This window comes from Cohnella sp. 56 (genome assembly GCF_037963805.1).
Lineage (GTDB): Bacteria > Bacillota > Bacilli > Paenibacillales > Paenibacillaceae > Cohnella.
This window is the reverse complement of sequence record NZ_JAZDQE010000019.1, coordinates 20422-40009: the sequence shown is the minus strand read 5'-3', so window position 1 is coordinate 40009 and position 19588 is coordinate 20422. Positions and strand designations below refer to the sequence as shown.

Genomic DNA, 19588 nt, shown 5'->3' with positions numbered 1-19588 from the left:
CCGCATGGCTGCAGTGGTGACGCTGTCCGTCGTCGTCCCGATGTACAATGAGGAAGAGGTCATAGAGACTACCTATGCAAAATTGACCGAGGTGCTGGCTGCGACAGGGGAGAGCTATGAGCTGGTGTTCGTCAACGACGGCAGCAGAGACAGAACGGCCTCCATCGTGCGCGGCATCTGCGCTCGGGATCACAGGGTGAAGCTGCTCGACTTCGCCCGCAACTTCGGTCATCAGATCGCCGTGACGGCGGGCATGGACCATGCGTCGGGCAGGGCCGTCGTGCTGATCGATGCGGACCTGCAGGACCCGCCGGGTCTGATCCCGCAGATGCTGGCGCTCTGGCGCGAAGGCTACGACGTCGTCTACGGCAAGCGCATATCCAGGCAAGGAGAGACCTGGTTCAAAAAGACGACGGCCAAGTGGTTCTATCGCACGCTGGCGGCGATGACAAGCGTGAACATCCCCGTCGATACGGGCGACTTCAGGCTGATGGACCGCAAAGTGTGCGACGCGCTCAGCGGCATGCGGGAGCGGAGCCGCTTCATCCGCGGCATGGTAGCCTGGGCCGGCTATCGCCAGATCGGCCTCGAGTACGCGCGGGAGGAGCGCTTCGCAGGGGAGACCAAGTACCCGCTGCGCAAGATGGTCCGGCTGTCGCTGGACGCGATCACCTCGTTCTCGACGAAGCCGCTCAAGCTCGCCGGCATTCTCGGTTTCCTGCTGTCGGCAGCAGGCTTCGTCTACCTGATCGTCGTCATCTGTCAGCGCATCTTCACCGACACGACGACGGAGGGATGGACGTCGCTGATCGTCATCAGCCTGTTTTTCCATGGCATCACGCTGTCGCTGCTCGGCGTGCTGGGCGAGTACATCGGTCGCATCTACGAGGAGTCGAAGCGGCGGCCGCTCTATCTGGTGGCGGACAAGCTGAACTTCGAAGGGCGCGACGAAGCTCCGGCCGAGCCGAGGGAACGGGCTGCGGCCGTGCAGCGCGGGTAGAGAGAGGCATATGCTTAAGAGCCGACACCGGGCATCGTCCGGTATCGGCTCTTTTTCGCATGCGCTTATTGTGCCCGCGGTATGAGGCCGTCATCGTCCATGCCGGCCGCCTCGTGCAGCAGATCGATCATGTGGCGGATCGCGGGGTCGCGCCATTTTTTGCGGTGGATGACGATCTGGGTATAAAAGGTAATGTCCGGATGCGCGAACGGAAGCCGGATCAGCCTGCCCTCCGCCAGCTCGCGCAGCACCGAGATTCGCGGCAGCAGCCCGATGCCGAGGCCATAGGCTACGCATTGCTTGATCGCCTCGAGGCTGCCGAACTCGTGGTGCACGTCGTACGCGACGCCATGTCTGCCGAGCAGCCGCTCGAACGCATGCCGGTAGGTGCAAGTATGCTCGGTCGCGATGTAGGATTGTCCGTTCAAGTCGGAGGCGTCGAGCTGGACGGCATGCTGCAGGCGATGTCCGGGACTGGCGACGAGCACCAGCTCCTCCTCCCTGAGCTTGATCGACTCGATGTCCTCCTCCTGGATCGGCTGATCGAGCACGACGCCCATGTCGATCTCCCCGGTCTTGACCAGTTGCAGTATCTGCGTCTCCGTAATCGGATGGACCTGAAGATTAATCTCCGGATAGCTGTGGCGAAACCGGTGGAAGACGGGGGGCAGGAAAAAAGAGAACAGCGATTCGATCGTGCCGATGTCGAGATGACCCTTGGCGGGCCTGGAGATCATGTGCTTGGAGCTCTCGTACAGCGCGAGGATCTGCTCGAACGTGTCGCGGAGCTGCTCGCCGGCCGAGGTCAGTCTCATCGACCTGCCGAACCGCTCAAACAGGATGACGCCGTATTCCTGCTCCAGCTTCTGAATATGCGTCGTCACGCTGGACTGGACGTAGCCCAGATTGTCCGCGGCCTTGGTGAAGCTCTGGCAGCGCGCTACCTCGAGGAACGACCGAATATAAATAAAATCCACGTTGGCCACCACCTGTCTGTGGGCGGATCAATACATGCGCAGCGTGCTCGCCAGGATCAGCGCGAGCCAGGTCGCGGGCAGATCGGCGCGGGGGCGCTTCGTCTCGCGGTGCTGGCGCTCGAACGCCCATTTCCGCTCATGTTCCTTGATCGTGCTCTCCCATATTTTATAAGCCGTATGATCTTGGATCAACAACTATATCGCCCCCTCGGTCGTTTGTTGAGGATTATCTTAACATCCTCGAACGGCGGAGAGGTATCGCGCGATTCGCATACCGATCATCGATAATATCGATGGAAACGCCATCATCGGACGAGGGCGCAGCATGCCGACGGGGACAAGGGGCACGAACCGGGTTGCGGAGAGGGGAAAATGAGCGTAACGCTCGGTATGAAAGCTCAGGAGCGCAGCGTGCGCGTCCTGTAGCCGGTCGGCGTCTCGCCGCAAGCGCGTCTGAACTGCTTGGAGAAATACAAGCCGTCTTGGAATCCGACCGAGGAAGCGACCTGCTCCACGGTCAGCTCCGGCCGCTCGCGCAGCAGCCGCTTGCCGCGGTCGATCCGGATGCGCGACAGAAAGTCGATCGGCGTCACGCCGGTATGGCGCTTGAACAGCCGGGACAGGTAGGCGCGATTGTAGCCAAGCGTCTCCGCCATCGCCTCGATCGACAGCGGCTCCGCATACTGGGTGGAGAGATAGCCGATCACCTGCCGGACGAGCTCCTCGCCGTGCGTATCGGCGACGGGCGGCCGCTCCTCAAGCTCCGTGCCCGCCGCCTTCAGACAGGCGAGCAGCAGATGCAGCTGTCCCGCGGCTTCGAGCGAAGCGGAGGCGCTCCGCGTGCGGAACGCTTCGAATATGTCGAGGCAGCGGCCCGCAGGGGCTTCGGAGTCGCCGGAATGTACGACCAGCCGATCGGAGCCGAGCCCCGCTTCGGCGAGCAGCGCCTCGGCGCGGTCTCCCGCGAAGGCGACCCATCGATACCGCCAGGGATCGTCCGCGTCGGAGGCGTAGCTGAACAGCCGCTTCGGGCGGATGAGGAACGTATGGCCCGGGCCGAGCGAACGCGTCTCGCCGTCCGCTTCGAACATGCCTCGCCCGGAGATCACATGGTGCAGCAGATAATAGTCGACGACCTTGGGGCCGACGCGATGCAGCGGGCGGGTCTGGCTCTCGCCGGCAAACAGCACGGCGAGCCCCTGGGGCAGCGTGCGGGCCGGATTGGAGGCCACGCGATAGGTAGGCGTATCGTTCATCGGTTCCGCGCTCCTTGGTTTGCTTCTATTCGCGATTGTACCGCACGAAGTCACATTTCTCCATAGAGTACGCATATCAAGCCATTTCCCGTCCGCGCGTTGTGACGTTATACTGTTAGTAAATCGCAGCCCCATCCATTTTAGGAGGAATCTCATCATGCCTCATTATCCGACGCTTCGCGAGCAATTCATCTCCCGCTTCGGCGGCGACGAGTCCGGCATTCGTATATTCGAGGCGCCGGGCCGCGTCAACCTGATCGGGGAGCATACCGACTACAACGGCGGCGCCGTCTTTCCGGCCGCGCTCACCTTCGGCACGACGCTGCTCATTCGTCCGCGCGCCGACCGGCAGCTGAGTCTGGCCTCCACCAACTTTCCCGCGGATACGCGCCTCGTCTCCTTGGACGGTCTGACCTTCACCGGCGACGACGATTGGACCAACTATCCCAAGAGCGTCGTCTGGGAGCTGGGCCAGCGGGGCATCGAACTGCCGCACGGCTACGATATGCTGTTCCACGGCGAGATTCCGAACGGTGCCGGGCTGTCCTCGTCGGCGTCGATCGAGGTCGTCACGGCGTATGCGCTGCTGACGCTCGAGGGCCGGAATACGGATACGGTCGAGATCGCGCGCTGGTCGCAGCATGCGGAGAACGAGTTCGTCGGCGTGAAGTGCGGCATCATGGATCAGTTCGCGGTCGCCAACGGCCGCAAGGATCATGCGATCCTGCTCGACTGCGACACCTTGAAGCATGAGCTCGTCCCGTTCGAATCGGGCGACTGCAAGCTCGTCATCGGCAACACGAACAAGCGCCGCGGACTCGTGGATTCCGCGTACAACGAGCGCCGCGCCCAGTGCGAGGCTGCCGTGAGCGATCTGCGCGCCGCGTTCCCCGAGCTGACGCTGCTGGGCCAGCTGACGCTCGGGCAGTACGACGAGTTCGAGCACCTGATCGCGGACGACACTGTAAAAAATCGCGCGCGCCACGTCGTGGAGGAGATCGACCGCGTCGGCCGCTCCGTAGAAGTGCTGCGCCAGGGCGATCTGGCCGCCTTCGGCCGGCTGATGAATGCGTCGCACGACTCTCTGCGCGACCTGTATGAGGTGACGGGCGCGGAGCTGGACGCGATGGTCGCGGCGGCGCGCGAGGTGCCGGGCGTGCTCGGCTCCCGCATGACGGGCGCGGGCTTCGGCGGCTGCACGATCTCGCTCGTGCATCAGGATGCGGTGGAGCGGTTTATTGCTGAAGTCGGCGACAAGTACAAGGCTGCGACCGGGCTGACGGCGGATTTTTACGTATGCGATATCGGCGACGGCGTACACGAAGCGAAGGAGGAGATCTGACATGGCAGTATTGGTGACGGGCGGAGCGGGCTACATCGGCTCTCATACGGTAGCGGCGTTGTTGGACAAGGGCGAAGAGGTGGTCGTGCTCGACAATCTGTACCAGGGGCACAAGGAAGCGCTGCTGGGCGGCAAGCTGTACGAGGGCGATCTGCGCGACGAGGCGATATTGGACGTGATCTTCTCCGAGAACGAGATCGACGGCGTCATCCACTTCGCGGCCAACTCGCTGGTGGGCGAGAGCATGACCAATCCCGGCAAATATTACAACAACAACGTATACGGCACCCTCGTGCTGCTCGAGGCGATGAAAAAGGCGAACGTCTCCCGCATCGTCTTCTCCTCGACCGCCGCGACCTACGGCGAGCCGGAGAAGGTGCCGATCGACGAATACGACCGCACCAAGCCGACCAACGCCTACGGCGAGACGAAGCTGGCCATGGAGAAGATGATCTCCTGGTTCGACGTCGCGCACGGCATCAAGTCCGTGTCGCTGCGCTACTTCAACGCGGCGGGCGCGCACGAGAGCGGGCGCATCGGCGAAGACCACGATCCCGAGTCGCATCTGATCCCGCTCGTGCTGCAGGTCGCGCTCGGCCAGCGCGAGTTCATCTCGGTATTCGGCGACGACTACCCGACCGAGGACGGCACCTGCATCCGCGACTACATCCACGTCAGCGATCTCGCCGATGCGCATATCCGCGCCCTGGAGCGGCTGCGCGGCGGCGGCGAGAGCGCGGTCTACAACCTGGGCAACGGGACGGGGTTCTCGGTCAAGCAGGTCATCGACGTGTCCCGTGAGGTGACGGGGCATGAGATACCAGCGAAGATCGTGCCGCGCCGGTCGGGAGATCCGGCCGTGCTGATCGCCTCCTCCGAGCGCGCCCGCACGGAGCTCGGCTGGACGCCGAAGCATGCCGACCTGCGTCCGATCGTCGAGAGCGCGTGGACGTGGCATTCGGCGCATCCGGACGGGTACGGCAAGTAATACCGGAGCGACCGGGCGCAGCATGTATCCGGACACCGTACAGGTCCGGAGCGAAGCGCGCCGAGCAGCAAGCGAGGCTATACAGACGGAAGGGATGACGCGAGATGAGCAACAAGGGCGAAGCCGCGGACGGCGGCATGACGGAGGCGCTCAGGGACGAGGTCGGCCTGCTGACTCGCAGGCTCGTGCGGTTCGCGCTGCGGCGCGGCATGATCGGCGAGCTCGACGAGGATCACGCGCACAATGCGCTGCTGGACCTGTTCGGACTGGCCGCGCCGGCGGGCGGGCCGCTGCCGGAGGAGGAGCTGGACAGTCCGGTCGCGGTGCTGGAGCCGCTGCTGGACGCGGCGGCGACGCTCGGGCTGATCCCCGACGACACGACGACCCAGCGCGATCTGTTCGACGCCCGGATCATGGGGCTGTTGATGCCCCGGCCGTCGGAGACCGCGGCGGCGTTCGGCCGGCTGACGGCTGCGGAGGGCGTGCGGGCGGCGACGGACTGGTTTTACCGGCTGAACATCGACTCCAACTATATTCGGATGGACCGCATCTCGAAGAACGGCTACTGGCTTCACCCGACGGACGACGGCGAGCTGGAGATCACGGTCAACCTGTCCAAGCCAGAGAAGGACCCGCGCGAGATCGCGCTGCTGCGGAGCCTGCCGCAGACGAAGACCGAATATCCGAAGTGCCTGCTCTGCCGGGAAAATGTCGGCTATGCCGGCCGTCCAGATCATCCCGCGCGACAGAATCTGCGGATTCTCCCGCTGACGCTGCGGGGCGAGCAGTGGTTTTTCCAGTACTCCCCGTACGTGTATTACAACGAGCACAGCATCGTGCTGCGTGGCGAGCATGTGCCGATGCGGATCGTGCCGGAGACGTTCGAGCGGCTGCTGGACTTCGTGGACGCATACCCGCATTACTTCATCGGCTCGAACGCCGACCTGCCGATCGTGGGCGGCTCGATTCTGAACCACGACCACTTCCAGGCGGGGAGACATGTATTCCCGATGGAAAAAGCCGGCGTCCCGGCATGGACGGCGCACGGCGAGGAGCAGGCGGTGCGCGGCGGCATCGTGCAGTGGCCGATGTCGGTGCTGCGGCTGCGCAGCGCCGACCGGGCTGCATTGCTCCGTGTAGCCGGACGCGTGCTGGCCGATTGGCGGGGGTACAGCGACGGAGCGGCAGACGTGCTGGCGATGAGCGGCGACGTGCCGCACAACACGATCACCCCGATCGCGCGGCTCGCGGCCGGCGGCGAGTACGAGCTTGACCTGGTGCTGCGCAACAACCGCACGAGCGAGGCGCATCCGGACGGGATCTTCCACCCGCACAGCGAGCTGCACCATATCAAAAAGGAAAACATCGGCCTGATCGAGGTCATGGGCCTGGCGGTGCTGCCGGGGCGGCTCGACGCCGAGCTGGCCGGGATCGCGCGGCTGCTCTCCGGCGAGGCGGCCTACGCTCCGGCCGCCGTCGGCGCGGAAGGCCATCCGCTCGCGAAGCACGCGGATTGGATCGCGGCGCTCGTCGCCGCGCACGGCACGGCGCTCGCGCCGGAAGCCGCCGCGGCCGCGCTGCAGGCGGCCGTGGGCGACAAGTTCCACGCCGTGCTGCGCGACGCCGGCGTGTTCAAGCAAGACGCCGCGGGCCGCGCGGCGTTCGGCCGCTTCCTGGCGGCGTCCGGCTTCGCGCCGGGCGCCGTGTAGGGCCGCTGGCGCGAACGGGCGCTGCTGCCGGGCCGCGCGCGCAAAAACCGCCTCCTGCTGCCGATAAGGCCGCGGAGGCGGTTTTTGTGTGGCTATGGCGCCGGATGGGGCGGGGGCGCGGGGCGATTCGATCGACGGAACCGCCCGATATTGGGCGGTTCCCGGTACGCATACGCCACATATCGCTATCGCGCACCGCGGTCCCGTCTACCAGCCGAGTCTTGCATCTAGCCCCGCAATCTCCCGAGCTCGGACACGAGCGCCTCGACCTCGCTGATGCTGAATCGCTCCTTGGACGCGACCATATCGTAGATATCCTTCAGATCTTCGTAGCGCTCCGCTGTGAAGTGCGAAGCCTGCATCGCCGCGCCGGTAGCCATCCGCAGCTTCGTCTTGATCGCCTCGATCATATATTCCACGTTTTCTTGTGTCGGCTTGGACAGATCCATTCCCGCAGCATCCTCTCTCGATATAAGCTCATCCCATTGTACCACAGGAGACGCTCGCCCCGCGTTGGCATAACTGTACGCCGCGTGTTAGTCTTGAATCAACACATGTCTATGCGAGAGGAACCGACTTATGTCCGACAACCGCGCTTCCGGCGCAGCGTTCCTGCAATATTCGGTATCGAGCGCCGGGGAGCTCGGCCGATTTTTCCGGCACATATGCGCCCGGCATCCCGGCGAGCAGCCGGTCTTCCTGTGCATCGGCACGGACCGCTCTACAGGCGACAGCCTGGGGCCGCTGGTCGGCACGATGCTGGAGGAGCGCGGGGCGAGGCGCGTGATCGGCACGCTGCGCCGGCCGTGCGACGCGGACAGGCTGGCGAGCGATGTCGCGTCCTTGCCCGAGGGGGCGATCGTCATCGCCGTCGATGCCTGTCTGGGCCGTCCGGACAATGTCGGCCGCTACTTGCTCGGCCAGGGGCCGCTGCAGCCGGCGCGCGCGACCGGCGCTGCGCTCCCGGCCGTCGGCGATTACAGCGTCGCTGCGGTCGTGGGCGAGTTCGGGCCCCAGCCGTACAAGACGCTGCAGACGACATCGCTGTATGCCGTCATGGAGATGGCGGGACGCATCGCGGATGCCGCCTGCGGCGCGCTCGAAGACTGCGGCATGCTCGCTTATCCGGCGGCGCGCAGCATCGACGGAGTACGCGGCATGCTCGGTCCCCTCGGATAACGCTGCCCGCCGCCCCGCCGTCTGCCCCGCCGTCTCTAACGAAACGCAGCGCCCCTCGGGAACAGCGATGTGCATCGCCTCTGCGAATCCTGCCATGGATTTGAGTTCAAGGGCGCCGGTTCGCTACAATAAACAAAAAAGCGGAAGGATGTGCTCGAAATGGCTCAAAGCCGGCTGACATTAAAAAACGGACTCGGCGTCTCGTATACGGATGAGGGAGAAGGTGCGCCTTTGCTGCTGCTGCACGGCTATTGCGGCAGCCGGGGCTACTGGGACGAAGCGCTGCCGCTGCTGTCGGCGCACGCGAGGGTCGTGGCGCCCGACGCTCGCGGACACGGCGAATCCGACGCCGCCGAGGGCACGTACGCGATGGAGCAGCTGGCCGAGGACGCCGTACAGCTGCTGGACGCGCTCGGCATCGACCGGGCCTACGTCTTCGGACATTCGATGGGCGGCTATGCTGCGCTGGCGCTGGCCGAACGATATCCGGACCGTCTGCGCGGCCTCGGGCTCGTTCACTCCACGACCTTCCCCGACGACGACAACGGCCGGGCCAACCGTGACAAGGTCGCTGCCCGCATCGCAAGCGAAGGCATGCGCGGGCATATCGAGGACCTGATTCCAAAGCTCTTCGCACCGGACAATCTGAAGACTATGCAGGACCGGGTCGAGCGCGCCAAGGAGATCGGCTTCGCGGCCTCGCCCCAGGCCGGGATCGGCGCCGCCCTCGGCATGAAGGAGCGCCCGGACCGCCGCGGCGTTCTCGAGCGGCTCGCGCTGCCGATCCTGCTGCTGGCGGGGGAGTCTGATCAGGTGATCGCGGCTGAAAAGCGGTTTCCGGTGTCGGGTGCGGACGTGACGCACCGTCTTCTGGCGGGGGCCGGACATATGAGCATGATAGAGCGGCCTGAAGCGTTCGCGCAGGCGATTCTCGAATTCGTCCGTGCGGCCGAAGATTCCGCGGAGGAGGACACCGATGTTTGAACGCGATTACTTCATGCGCCTCATCAACCAGATGTCGGTCGCCTTCGGCGCGCTCATGGGGCTCAAGCAGCAGGGCAAGCATGAGGAAGCGCTCCAGGTGATCGACGTCTGGATGAGCAAGGAGCTGCGGCTGCGCGCGCGGCTTGCGCTGGGGTTGTCGGATGAGGATCTCATGAAGATGTTCAGCAGCGGGGACCGGGTGGACGCCGAAGCGATTGCGGCGATCGCCACCTGCCTGCAGGAGGAGGGAGACGTGCTCGCCGACATGGGCCGCACTGCCGAGAGCCTGCCGCGTCTCGAAAAGGCGCTTCGACTCATCGGCTATGTGCTGCGGACGCACGGGCCGATCGAGGGACTGGACCTTGAGCGGCGTATGGAGCGGCTGACGACCGGTCCGGCGCGCACGGAGGGCTCGGCATCGACGCTGCGCGCCGCATGGGAATGGCAGGAGCATGCCGGTCGGTTTGCGGATGCGGAGAACAGTCTGTATGATCTTTTCGACGTCGGCGACGCCGATTCCGCGGAGGGCCTGGCGTTTTACGGACGGCTGCAGAGACTGGACGATGACGCGCTGGGAGTGGGCGGCCTGTCGCACGAGGAGTTGGGCGAGGGCATCCGGCAGTGGAACAATCTGACCAAGGAGACAGCATCATGAGCACTCAAGCGAAGACGGAGGAGCTGCGGACAGTTATCGCAGAGGCGATCGGCAACGGCAGCTTGATTCAGGCGACCGTGAGCCAGCCGCGCAGCAAGACGGAGGAGACGCGCAAGATCGCGATCCGGCCCGTCATGCTTAGAGGCGAGCTGTTCTATCAATTCGAACGGTTCGCAGGCCAGAAGGCGCTGCACGACAATCTGACGCCCGCCGAGGCCGCGGATGAGCTGGTTCGTCTCGTGGAGAACGAATACCGGCAAGCGCTGCTCAAGACGCCCGGGAGCGATATTCAGATTCTGGTCAGCAAAAAGGGCAAGGCTGCGATCCTCCGCAGCGCGCCGACTGCCAAGGCAGCCATACAAGGCGGAACCGCAGTGCCTGTGCCGTCGCACAACCGATCCAAGACGTACATTCTCCCGGAAGGCGAACCGGTTCCCTTTTTGGAGGCGCTTGGCGTGATGACTGCGGACGGGCGCGTGCTCAAGGCCAAGTACGACAAGTTCAGGCAGATCAACCGTTTCCTCGAGATGGTGGCGGACGTAATCGCTTATTTGCCGCAGGACAAGGAGCTTACGATCGTTGATTTTGGCTGCGGCAAGTCCTATCTGACGTTCGCGCTGTATCATCTGCTGGCGATCCGCGAGGGACTGCAGGTGCGCATCATCGGGCTGGATCTGAAGGCCGATGTCATCGAGACATGCGCGAGACTTGCGGACAAGCTGGGCTGGGAGCGTCTCCGCTTCGCGGTGGGAGATATCGCGGCATATGCGGATGCGGACGAGGTGGACATGGTCGTCACGCTGCATGCCTGCGACACGGCGACCGACGCCGCTCTCCTCAAGGCTGTCGATTGGGGAGCGTCCGTCATTTTGTCGGTTCCCTGCTGCCAGCATGAGCTTTTCCGCCAGATCGAGCAGCCGGTGCTGAAGCCGCTGCTTAAGCACGGCATTTTAAAGGAACGCTTCTCGGCGCTCGTCACGGATGCCGCGCGGGCCCAACTGCTGGAGCTGGCCGGCTACAAGGTTCAGCTGCTCGAGTTCATCGATCTGGAGCATACGCCCAAGAACCTGCTGATTCGAGCTGTGCGGAGCGGGAGCGACGTACCTGCCACTGCGCGTCAGGAATATGAGGAATTCCGGGATTTCCTGTCTATCCTTCCTTATATGGAGAGAAGAATGGAATTTAAAGTAATTAAATAGATAAATTTAATATTTTGTTTTCCAATACTTCCCAATGTCCTTGTCGACAAAATCGAGGCTGTGTTAGAATAAATCAATTAGTCCCGATTAAAGGGTTAGCCGAACGATGAAAAGGTGAGCCGATTGGAATTTTTACGGCCAGACTTTCTGCTATTTGTTTGCCTGTTTATTCTGTTTGGCCTGTTCATAGCCTTTAATCCCATCACGAGGACGCACAAGGCATATCTGCTCTTTCATTTTATTATGATGCTCTGGCCGCTCGGCCAGGTAGGTGTGCGATCCACGGACATTTCCTCCTATCAGCATTTTTACTTGACCGTGTCCTTCGCCGCGCTTGCGCTGCTCGGTCCGGGATGGCTCGCATTCGTATTGCTGCTGACACGCCGCACGCATTACTTGCGCAAGCCCTCCCGGTGGCTGGCCTTCGCGCTGCCGGCGCTATTTTGCGCCGTGTCTGCGATCTGGAATCCCGGCAGCTTATTTGTGAGTCCGCAGGACGGGCAGTACGCTGCCCGCGACTACGGTCCGCTTTTCTGGGTCATGACCTTCATCGAGTTCTCGTACTTCTTCGTGGCGCTTATCCATATGTTCCAGGCTCACCGGACCGTGCGGTCGTTCAACGAGCGCCAGCAGCTTGCCGTCTCGCTGCTCGGCATGTTCATATTATCCGTATTCGTCGTGCTCGATCTGCTGTTCAACGTCGTGCTGGCACCGTGGCTTGGCGTGGTTCAGGGCTTAACCTCGGCAGGCATCCTGCTGTCGGACGTTTGCTTCGTCTACGCGATATACCGATACGGCGTTTTCGACCTCGTGGACATCGCGAAGCACAGAATTTTCGAACAGGTAGAGACGGGAATCGTAGTGATCGACGAAGCGGGCTATGTTTTGGATTTCAATCGCAGCGCGCTCGGCTTTTTCAACGTTGTGAAGGGCGAGGCTTTCGAATTGGAGCGGTTTCTGCTGACCGGCCAGCCGGCGAACGATCTGAGCGAATTTTTATTCCGCTACAGACATCATCCCGCCGACAGAATTCGCACGGAGATACTGCTCGCAGGCGGCGCATACAGGTCCGTATCGCTGCGGATATCCCCGCTGTTCGATCAGTTCAAGAGCCTGCAGGGGCGTATTATCGCTTTTTATGATGTGACCGAGCAGCGCAAGCTGATCGACGAGATGAACCACAAGAATGAAGCGCTACACGAACGCAATCTCGAGCTGATCGCGATGCAGGACGAGCTGTACCGGGCCAACCAGAAGCTTGAACAGGCCGCGATTACGGACGGTCTCACCGGCTGCTACAACCGTACGTTTTTCCAGCATTACGTCGAGCACGAAGCCTACTTATGCCAGCAGCGGAATTTACCGTTCTCCATCCTGCTGTTCGATGTCGATCACTTCAAGCAGATCAACGACCGGTTCGGCCACCTGGCTGGCGACGAGGTGCTGCGGGCGACCGCTGCGGCCGTCCGCGGGGAGCTCAGGAGCGTAGACCTGCTCGCCCGTTACGGCGGGGAGGAGTTCACGATCTTCGTGCCCCAGGCTACACGGGAGGAGGCGCAGCGGATTGCGGACCGGGTGATGGCATCCGTGCTGAATAACGAAGTGCGCATCGCCGGGGAGACGATCCGCATCACGATCAGCATGGGGATCGTCACGGAGGATGTGCACGATCAAGAGCAGATCCCCGTCGGAGACATGCTCCAGCAGCTGTTCTCCAAGGCCGACGTGGCGCTGTACAGGGCCAAAAACGAGGGACGCAACAGAGTCGTAATCTCATAAAGCTGCCTATGTCGAAGAAAGGAACGGGCGAACATGGACAATCGCGGGTTTAGAGCAGGGCTCGCCATAGCCGCGCTCGTCAGCGGGGCTGTAGCCGCTGCCGGAACGGCCGAGCGTTACTTCGGCGATGCGGGCGGCTACGCGCTGTGGGAAGCGGCTGTCTTCGCGCTTGTCCTGTTCCCCGCCTTCGGTCTGCTGGGCAGACGCTATGACCGGCTCAAGCGAATGGCTGACCGGGACAGCCTGACCGGTCTGTGGAACCGCAGCTTCGCCTATCGCTGCATCCATGGGCTATTGAAGCAAGCTGCAGCCAGACGCAAGCGCCTGGCCGTCGTGCTGCTCGATCTGAACGACTTCAAGCAGATCAACGACAGTCTTGGGCACGCAGAAGGCGACAGGGCGATCGCCCTCGCCGCTTCGGCGATGAAGGAGGCCGCCGTGCGCGGCGAGATCGTCTGCCGCTGGGGCGGAGACGAGTTCCTGCTGCTATGCCCCTACGCGGAGCGGCAGGAAGCGGAAGCGCTGAAGCGCGCCATCGACGACCGGATGGAGAGCATGTCCCTGCTGAGCGGGTACCGCCTGTCGGCCGCCTGGGGCTACGCCTTCTACCCGGAGGACGGCGCGACGCTGGCCGACCTCGCAGCCGCCGCGGACCGCCGCCTCTACGAGCACAAGCGCCAGTCCAAGACTCCGCCGGAGCCGCGCAGGCTCGAGGCGTGAGCGGTTTGAGCTTGGGGGATAGGGCTCTCATTGGAATTATAATTAGCCTGTAGCCAACACATTACATCCAATCCGCTGCCATCGCACCGCGCTAGACGCAAATTTGCACCTGCATGTCCAGACCGCTCCCATCGCACCGCGCTAGACGCAAATTTTGCATTTGCCCCCATGCTGCCGAAGAATAGGCGGTGGGTGTACCGCGCAAAAATCAATATAACTGTCGTCCGATGAACGACGAAGCCAGTTTTTTGGGGATGACTGCACAAACCTCAGCTTGCCGCCGCAACTTGAGGCGTCGCCGCCCGCGCCGACGCCTCAAGTTGCGGCGGCCTGTCAAAGTCGCTACGCTAGAGGTATGAATCTAGCGGAGCGGGTACGAACCATGATGCTTAAACAATTGCTGCGGCTGTTTACGACGATCGCGGGCGGCGCGCTGTTCGCGGGGGCGCTCGGCTGGGCGGCATATCGGCAAGGGCTGTTTTACGATACGGCGTCGTATAGGTTCGAAGCGGCGCTGCTCATAGCGGCGGCGTGCGCATGGGCCTGCGCGGCTGCGGCGGTCAGACGACGGCTCCCGCTGTGGGCGCTGACGCCGCTCGGACTTGCCGCGGCCTACGGGCTCGCCTGGCTGGCCGGTCCCGTCTCCGTCCACGGCACGGCGGACAGCCTGCTGCGCTGGTGCGCTTACGGCGCCTGGCTCTCGCTGGCAGCTTTATTTATGCTGCGCAGCGGCGGCAGGGCGGCCGGACATGCGGCATTGCACGCATCGGGCCTGTATGTCGTATGGGGTGGCCTGGCGGGCTGGTACGGGTGGATCCGCTTCCCGGACATCGTCTATCGTTCGTCCGACGCCGCGCTGACGATGACGGGGGCGCGCCTGGCCGGCTTCCTGCAGTATCCCAACGCCTTCGGAGCCGTCGCCGCTTTTTTCGCGCTCGCCCTGTGGCAGCTGCTGGACCGGCCGCAGCGGGCGGTCAGGCTCTTCGCCGCGCTCGCGCTCGTGCCTGCGCTGACGGCGCTGCTGCTCGCCGAATCGCGCGGCGCGATGCTGGCGCTCGCCGCGGGCGGCGCCGTCGCGCTCGCGGCCGCACAGCGACGCGACCGGCGCGGCTACGGCCTGGCGGCCGCAGGGCTGGCCGCCGTCGGCGCAGCGTTCGCGGCCAGCGTCGCCTTCCGCGCGATGGAGGCCGGCGCGCCGGGCGAGGGCGCCTGGGCGCTGGGCGCGGCGACGGCGGCGTTCGCAGCCGTCGCTATGCTGCTGCGGCCGCCGGAGAGCTGCGCGCCGCCTCCGGCGCGACTTGCGGCCCGCCTCCGGCGCCTGCTCACCGGCGCATGGGGAGGCGCGGCCGTCTTCGCGGTATGCGCCGCGATCTCGTGCGCGCTGCTCGTACCGGCGGACGCCTCCTCCGGCAGCCGCGCGGAGGGCAACCTGGAGACAGCCGGCGCCCGCACGCTCTACTACGCGGATGCGCTGCGCATGTTCGCGGATCGGCCGCTGTTGGGCGCCGGGGGAGAGGCCTGGCGCATGCAGGTCGGTCTGTACCAGAGCGGGCCGTATATCGGCAACGAGGTGCACAGCGGCTACCTGGAGGTGCTGATCGACACAGGCGCGGTCGGATCGGCCGCACTGCTCGTCATGCTGGCCGTGTTCGCCGCCAGGCTCGCGCGCATCCGCGCCCGCGCCGTCTGGGGCCCGGCTGCCGTGCTGCTCCTGCATGCGGCCGTCGACTTCGACTGGTCCTATGCCTATGTATGGCTGCTGCTGCTGTACTGGCTGGCGCTGCATCTGTCGCAGCCGTCCCCTGCACCGTCGCCGGTGCGCCCGCTCGCGCCCGCAAGGCCCGTGGCGCCTGCCGCGATCCGCTCGGCGCGCCTGGTCCTGCCGCCGCTGCTGCTGCTCGGCGTTGCCGCAGCCGCCGTGCCGCAGGCGCTCCACGGCGCTGCTGCGGCGGGCGCCTACGAAGCGGCGCGCGCGGCGCAGAGCGATGCGGCGCGGCTTGAGCTGCTGCGCGAGGCGCAGCGCGACAGCCCGTCCTGGAACCGGCCGCGCCTGGAGGCGGCGGCGCTGCTGCCCGCGGACGAGCGGGCCGCCTGGCTGGAGGCCGGGCTCCGATATGAGCCGGCCTCCGCGTCCGTTCGCTACGCCCTCGGCATGGCGTACGCGGACACCGGCGACGTGCGCGCAGCCGAGGCGCACCTGCGGGAAGCGCTGCGGCTCGCGCGCTTCGACCGCGACGCGCAGAACGCCGTCATCGCCAGATTCGCCGAGCTCGCGCAGATGCTGGCAGACGATGGAGATGCGGACGGCGCGCGGCTGGCGGGCGACGCGGGCGTCGGATTTTTCGAGCGGTACCGGGAGCTGTATGCGCGGCAGTATGCGGGACGGACGAATCCGTGGTACGGGACGGAGCTGTTCGTGTCCGCCAAGGTCAACGCCGCCAGATGCGCCCTGCTGGCAGGTCGCCGCGACGAGGCTGTGCCGTGGCTGCGCGAGGCAATTCAAGACGGCGATGCGGATTGGCGCAGCGAGGCGGAGGAGCTGCTCGCGCCGCAATCGCCTTAAACAACAACACGAAGCCCGGAAGATGCGCATCGGACGAATGCGCATCTCTTCCGGGCTTCGTGTCGCCATGCAGGAGAGTCAGCCGCCGAACGCTTCCCTGAACGCATGGCTGAGCCGATCCTGCTCAACTCCCCAGAGCGCGGCGATATCGGCGGCGACTTCGGCGTCCCACCAGTCGGCCAGCTTTTTGCGGTCGCTGCGATGCTCGTGAATCCACAGCAGGTTCAAGATGACGCGGCGGACGTACAGCTCCTCCGCTTCCTTCATTTTGGCTTCCGGCACGTACGCCTTGAGCCGCTTCACGGTCCGGTAGAGCTCGTTGCCGCACGCGCGCCTGATCGTCCTGGCGGTAGGCAGCGAGCCGGCATGTTTGCCGATGTCGTTTTTCATGCGGAAAACGCTCCTCTCCGCGTTAATCTATGCGGTAGAGGAGCGCCGGGTTACGTGCGGAGCCGTTATTGAACGACGAGATATCCGACCATCGGGACGCCGTCCTTCGGATCGCTGTGCGTCTCGCAGACGATGGCGTACGTGCCGGCTTCCTTGGGCGTGAAGCGGACGATCGTCGTTTTTCCTTTGGTGACATTCCCCTTGATGCCCAGTCCCTCGATGACAAACGGGTGAGATTGGCCGTTCACGCCGGTGATGCGGAGCTCGACGGGCTGTCCCTTCTTGACGGGAATCGTGCCGGGGTCCCACCGGTACGCCTCGATCTCCTGACCGCTGTCCGTCTTCGACGAGAATTCCGTCGTCACGATATAGCGGACCTGCACGTCCGCCGGAGGCGGCGCGGAGGCGGCCTGCGTTCTGTGCCAGCCCTCGTAGGCCGCGCCCAGCACGACGATCGCCAGCGCCGCGATGTACCACTGAATCCTTCTTTTGCTGATGAACATCACTCTGCTCATATCCCGTTCGCTCCTTTAGGCGTTGTCCTAGTGATACTGGGATTGTATGCGCAGGCCCGTCCCGGCATGACACCATTTCTATCTCGCGCCGTATCAAGTAGAATCGGGCTGCAATGATGTGCTAGAATGATAAAGGTTCCGGCCCCTACTGGTATCGCGTCGGGTACGCGGCGCAAATACGATGAAGAGAGCAGGTACATACGTTTATGATGGATACGATCCACGGATGGCTTGACCAATTGCTGCTATGGATTGAAGGTCTCGGCTACTTCGGCATTATCATCGGCCTCGCGATCGAGGTCATCCCGAGCGAGATCGTGCTCGGCTACGGCGGCTACCTCGTCTGGAAGGGCGACGTCAACTTTTGGGGCGCTGTCGCGTGCGGCGTTGTCGGCGCGCTGCTCCAGCAGTGGATATTGTATGCCATCGGCCGTTACGGCGGCAGACCGATCGTGGACAAGTACGGCAAGTTCCTCCATCTGAAGTCCAAGCATGTCGACAAGTCGGAGGAATGGTTCAGAAAGTACGGTGCAATCGTCGTGTTCACGGCGCGATTCGTCCCCGTCATGCGTCAGGTCATCTCGATTCCGGCAGGCATGGCCAGAATGAATCTGGCGCTTTTCAGCGGCCTCACGCTGCTCGCTTCGATCCCGTGGTCGATTTTGTTCGTCTGGCTGGGCAAGTCTCTCGGCGACAACTGGGAGCAGATCGACGACAAGGCTGCGCCGTACGTGCGTCCGATTATTTTGATCGCGCTGGCCGTACTCATCGTATATGTCGGTTATTCGTATCTCCGCAAGCGCGGCAAATCCGTCTAAGAGCGGCTTTGTCGCTTTTTCGCGCCGGAATTTTCCTTTTTGTTCCGGGATTGCTACAATAGGAGCAAGTTCTATTCACGATTGTCGAAACGAGGGATTAGTATGAGCCAACAGCTCGCTCACAAGCTGAATCAAGGTATTTCTCCGCGCGCGTTCATGGACGGAATGGAGAAAAACAAAGAAGCGTTCATCGCCAATTACGAAGGCTTCGCTTGGCCGGACGACAAAAGCCGCGAATATTTCGAATCGCTGAACAACCGCGACGATCTGCGCGCCATGATCATCACCGCCGACTGGTGCGGCGATGCGCTGCGCAGCGTGCCGGTCGTCTTCCGTGCGTTCGAGACGGCGGGCATTCCGACCGAGGTCATGATTATCGAACAGCACTTTGACCTGATCGACGAGCATCTGACGCTGGGCGGCCGATCGATTCCGATCGTGCTCGTCACCGATACGGGCGGTCATCTGCTCGGCAAGTGGGGGCCGCGCCCGCAGCATGTGCAGGACGTCATGATTGCGTTCAAGGAAGCGAACCCGGACAACCAGGCGTCGGACTATCAGGACAATCTGGCCGTAGCCCGCAAGGAGATCGTCAAGCAATACGGCGACGCCTCGGAGTACACGCCGGTTATTTTGTGGGAGCTGCAGGACGTGCTGGAGCGCGTCTAGGCGCGGAGGAATCGGAAGATGCTGACGTTTCAATCGTTTCCGCTCGGTCCGCTGCAGACCAACGCCTACGTCGTCGTCGACGCTTCGCGTACGCGCGCGGTCGTCATCGATCCCGGTACGGCCGATCCCGCGCTTCAGCGCAAGGTAGCCGGTCTCAAGGTCGAGGCGATCCTGCTCACGCATGCGCACTTCGACCATATCGGCGGCGTGGACGAGCTGCGGGTCAAGTTCGGCTGCCCCGTCTATCTCCACGCGCTGGAGAAGGACTGGCTGACCGATCCCGCCAAGAACGGCTCCGCCCGCTGGAGCGACGTGACGGCGCCTGTCAAGTCCGGTCCGCCCGATGCGTATCTCGAAGACGGCCAGAAGCTCGAGCTGCTTGGCGAGACATTTGAGGTGCTGCATACGCCCGGACACTCGCCGGGCAGCGTCAGCTTGCTGTGCGGGGATCTGCTGTTCGCGGGCGACGCGCTGTTCCGCCGCTCCGTCGGACGCACCGACTTGCCCGGCGGCAATCAGGATGCGCTCGCGCGCTCGATTCGGGGCAAGCTGTACCCGCTGCCAGACGCCACGCTCGTCTTGCCGGGGCACGGCCCCGAGACGACGATCGGCGAGGAAAAACGGGAGAATCCGTACGTGCCGGCGCTGTAGCGCGACGTGAACTGCGGTGAATTTCCCGGGAAATTGTCGATCCCTGGAAAAATGGGGGTTTACAAGTCTCGCCAGCTTCTGCTATATTGGCGGTACGAAGTTCTATATTATAGTTACGGCTGCGAAGAACGCAGACGACTTGAGAGTAGTCATACTCTCTTGCGTCTGCGTTTTTTTGTTTGTATCCGTCAAGG

General features: G+C 63.6%; 20 protein-coding genes. 14 read left to right on the top strand and 6 right to left on the bottom strand.

Annotated features, from left to right (window positions below; translation table 11 throughout):
* Positions 1 to 4: 4 nt before the first annotated feature.
* Positions 5 to 1000 carry a glycosyltransferase family 2 protein gene (locus VQ071_RS25030; protein WP_340516985.1) on the top strand — a complete coding sequence of 332 codons (996 nt, stop codon included), beginning with the start codon at positions 5 to 7 and terminating at the stop codon, positions 998 to 1000.
* Between the two features lie 65 nt (positions 1001 to 1065).
* On the opposite strand, the gene VQ071_RS25025 is transcribed toward VQ071_RS25030, so the two are convergent.
* From VQ071_RS25025 to VQ071_RS25015, 3 genes are all read right to left on the bottom strand, one after another.
* On the bottom strand, positions 1066 to 1977 hold the full coding sequence (locus VQ071_RS25025) for a LysR family transcriptional regulator (protein WP_340516984.1): 912 nt from the start codon (positions 1975 to 1977) through the stop codon (positions 1066 to 1068).
* A 27-nt stretch (positions 1978 to 2004) separates the two neighbouring features.
* Positions 2005 to 2172 carry a hypothetical protein gene (locus VQ071_RS25020; RefSeq protein ID WP_340516983.1) on the bottom strand — a complete coding sequence of 56 codons (168 nt, stop codon included), beginning with the start codon at positions 2170 to 2172 and terminating at the stop codon, positions 2005 to 2007.
* 203 nt (positions 2173 to 2375) lie between these two features.
* The gene (locus VQ071_RS25015; protein WP_340516982.1) at positions 2376 to 3233 is read right to left on the bottom strand and encodes an AraC family transcriptional regulator; all 858 of its coding nucleotides are present in this window, start codon (positions 3231 to 3233) and stop codon (positions 2376 to 2378) included.
* Between the two features lie 157 nt (positions 3234 to 3390).
* On the opposite strand from VQ071_RS25015, the gene VQ071_RS25010 reads away from it, so the two are divergent.
* The 3 genes from VQ071_RS25010 (at position 3391) to VQ071_RS25000 (ending at position 7272) form a co-directional block, all read left to right on the top strand.
* Positions 3391 to 4575, top strand: a complete 1185-nt coding sequence (locus VQ071_RS25010; protein ID WP_340516981.1) for a galactokinase — start codon at positions 3391 to 3393, stop codon at positions 4573 to 4575.
* 1 nt (position 4576) lies between these two features.
* Positions 4577 to 5563 (top strand): UDP-glucose 4-epimerase GalE, encoded by a 987-nt coding sequence (gene galE, locus VQ071_RS25005; RefSeq protein WP_340516980.1) that lies wholly within the window; start codon positions 4577 to 4579, stop codon positions 5561 to 5563.
* A 104-nt stretch (positions 5564 to 5667) separates the two neighbouring features.
* Positions 5668 to 7272 carry a UDP-glucose--hexose-1-phosphate uridylyltransferase gene (locus VQ071_RS25000; RefSeq protein ID WP_445293336.1) on the top strand — a complete coding sequence of 535 codons (1605 nt, stop codon included), beginning with the start codon at positions 5668 to 5670 and terminating at the stop codon, positions 7270 to 7272.
* A 227-nt stretch (positions 7273 to 7499) separates the two neighbouring features.
* Here VQ071_RS25000 and VQ071_RS24995 read toward each other — a convergent pair whose 3' ends face one another.
* Positions 7500 to 7721, bottom strand: a complete 222-nt coding sequence (locus VQ071_RS24995) for a DUF1128 domain-containing protein (RefSeq protein ID WP_340516979.1) — start codon at positions 7719 to 7721, stop codon at positions 7500 to 7502.
* A 130-nt stretch (positions 7722 to 7851) separates the two neighbouring features.
* On the opposite strand from VQ071_RS24995, the gene yyaC reads away from it, so the two are divergent.
* The 7 genes from yyaC to VQ071_RS24960 all read left to right on the top strand — a co-directional run bounded on the left by yyaC (position 7852) and on the right by VQ071_RS24960 (position 16351).
* The gene (yyaC, locus tag VQ071_RS24990; protein ID WP_340516978.1) at positions 7852 to 8451 is read left to right on the top strand and encodes a spore protease YyaC; all 600 of its coding nucleotides are present in this window, start codon (positions 7852 to 7854) and stop codon (positions 8449 to 8451) included.
* 159 nt (positions 8452 to 8610) lie between these two features.
* On the top strand, positions 8611 to 9435 hold the full coding sequence (locus VQ071_RS24985) for an alpha/beta fold hydrolase (RefSeq protein WP_340516977.1): 825 nt from the start codon (positions 8611 to 8613) through the stop codon (positions 9433 to 9435).
* Positions 9428 to 10090, top strand: a complete 663-nt coding sequence (locus tag VQ071_RS24980; protein ID WP_340516976.1) for a DUF6483 family protein — start codon at positions 9428 to 9430, stop codon at positions 10088 to 10090. The genes VQ071_RS24985 and VQ071_RS24980 overlap by 8 nt, the downstream gene beginning before the upstream one ends.
* The gene (locus VQ071_RS24975) at positions 10087 to 11289 is read left to right on the top strand and encodes a class I SAM-dependent methyltransferase (RefSeq protein WP_340516975.1); all 1203 of its coding nucleotides are present in this window, start codon (positions 10087 to 10089) and stop codon (positions 11287 to 11289) included. Before VQ071_RS24980 ends, VQ071_RS24975 begins: the two co-directional genes overlap by 4 nt.
* A gap of 114 nt (positions 11290 to 11403) precedes the next feature.
* Positions 11404 to 13068, top strand: a complete 1665-nt coding sequence (locus VQ071_RS24970; protein ID WP_340516974.1) for a histidine kinase N-terminal 7TM domain-containing diguanylate cyclase — start codon at positions 11404 to 11406, stop codon at positions 13066 to 13068.
* Between the two features lie 33 nt (positions 13069 to 13101).
* On the top strand, positions 13102 to 13788 hold the full coding sequence (locus tag VQ071_RS24965) for a GGDEF domain-containing protein (RefSeq protein WP_340516973.1): 687 nt from the start codon (positions 13102 to 13104) through the stop codon (positions 13786 to 13788).
* A 382-nt stretch (positions 13789 to 14170) separates the two neighbouring features.
* Positions 14171 to 16351 carry an O-antigen ligase family protein gene (locus VQ071_RS24960; protein ID WP_340516972.1) on the top strand — a complete coding sequence of 727 codons (2181 nt, stop codon included), beginning with the start codon at positions 14171 to 14173 and terminating at the stop codon, positions 16349 to 16351.
* Positions 16352 to 16429: 78 nt separating this feature from the next.
* Here VQ071_RS24960 and VQ071_RS24955 read toward each other — a convergent pair whose 3' ends face one another.
* A complete protein-coding gene (locus VQ071_RS24955; protein ID WP_340516971.1) occupies positions 16430 to 16741 on the bottom strand; it encodes a dehydrogenase in 312 nt (103 codons plus the stop codon).
* Positions 16742 to 16806: 65 nt separating this feature from the next.
* Positions 16807 to 17256: a cupredoxin domain-containing protein gene (locus tag VQ071_RS24950; RefSeq protein WP_340516970.1), complete on the bottom strand. Its 450-nt coding sequence runs from the start codon at positions 17254 to 17256 to the stop codon at positions 16807 to 16809.
* 209 nt (positions 17257 to 17465) lie between these two features.
* On the opposite strand from VQ071_RS24950, the gene VQ071_RS24945 reads away from it, so the two are divergent.
* The 3 genes from VQ071_RS24945 (at position 17466) to VQ071_RS24935 (ending at position 19394) form a co-directional block, all read left to right on the top strand.
* A complete protein-coding gene (locus tag VQ071_RS24945; protein ID WP_340517116.1) occupies positions 17466 to 18074 on the top strand; it encodes a DedA family protein in 609 nt (202 codons plus the stop codon).
* A 102-nt stretch (positions 18075 to 18176) separates the two neighbouring features.
* On the top strand, positions 18177 to 18743 hold the full coding sequence (locus VQ071_RS24940) for a thioredoxin family protein (RefSeq protein ID WP_340516969.1): 567 nt from the start codon (positions 18177 to 18179) through the stop codon (positions 18741 to 18743).
* Positions 18744 to 18761: 18 nt separating this feature from the next.
* Positions 18762 to 19394 (top strand): MBL fold metallo-hydrolase, encoded by a 633-nt coding sequence (locus VQ071_RS24935; protein WP_340516968.1) that lies wholly within the window; start codon positions 18762 to 18764, stop codon positions 19392 to 19394.
* Positions 19395 to 19588: the final 194 nt, after the last annotated feature.

Coding starts and splice junctions, on each gene's coding strand:
- VQ071_RS25010 (WP_340516981.1), top strand. CDS start 3,391: ATGCCTCATTATCCGACGCTTCGCGAGCAATTCATCTCCCGCTTCGGC.
- VQ071_RS24945 (WP_340517116.1), top strand. CDS start 17,466: ATGGATACGATCCACGGATGGCTTGACCAATTGCTGCTATGGATTGAA.
- VQ071_RS24995 (WP_340516979.1), bottom strand. CDS start 7,721: ATGGATCTGTCCAAGCCGACACAAGAAAACGTGGAATATATGATCGAG.
- VQ071_RS24965 (WP_340516973.1), top strand. CDS start 13,102: ATGGACAATCGCGGGTTTAGAGCAGGGCTCGCCATAGCCGCGCTCGTC.
- VQ071_RS24935 (WP_340516968.1), top strand. CDS start 18,762: ATGCTGACGTTTCAATCGTTTCCGCTCGGTCCGCTGCAGACCAACGCC.
- VQ071_RS24985 (WP_340516977.1), top strand. CDS start 8,611: ATGGCTCAAAGCCGGCTGACATTAAAAAACGGACTCGGCGTCTCGTAT.
- galE (WP_340516980.1), top strand. CDS start 4,577: ATGGCAGTATTGGTGACGGGCGGAGCGGGCTACATCGGCTCTCATACG.
- VQ071_RS24975 (WP_340516975.1), top strand. CDS start 10,087: ATGAGCACTCAAGCGAAGACGGAGGAGCTGCGGACAGTTATCGCAGAG.
- VQ071_RS25000 (WP_445293336.1), top strand. CDS start 5,668: ATGAGCAACAAGGGCGAAGCCGCGGACGGCGGCATGACGGAGGCGCTC.
- VQ071_RS24940 (WP_340516969.1), top strand. CDS start 18,177: ATGAGCCAACAGCTCGCTCACAAGCTGAATCAAGGTATTTCTCCGCGC.
- VQ071_RS24980 (WP_340516976.1), top strand. CDS start 9,428: ATGTTTGAACGCGATTACTTCATGCGCCTCATCAACCAGATGTCGGTC.
- VQ071_RS25015 (WP_340516982.1), bottom strand. CDS start 3,233: ATGAACGATACGCCTACCTATCGCGTGGCCTCCAATCCGGCCCGCACG.
- VQ071_RS24960 (WP_340516972.1), top strand. CDS start 14,171: ATGATGCTTAAACAATTGCTGCGGCTGTTTACGACGATCGCGGGCGGC.
- VQ071_RS24950 (WP_340516970.1), bottom strand. CDS start 17,256: ATGAGCAGAGTGATGTTCATCAGCAAAAGAAGGATTCAGTGGTACATC.
- yyaC (WP_340516978.1), top strand. CDS start 7,852: ATGTCCGACAACCGCGCTTCCGGCGCAGCGTTCCTGCAATATTCGGTA.
- VQ071_RS25030 (WP_340516985.1), top strand. CDS start 5: ATGGCTGCAGTGGTGACGCTGTCCGTCGTCGTCCCGATGTACAATGAG.
- VQ071_RS24955 (WP_340516971.1), bottom strand. CDS start 16,741: ATGAAAAACGACATCGGCAAACATGCCGGCTCGCTGCCTACCGCCAGG.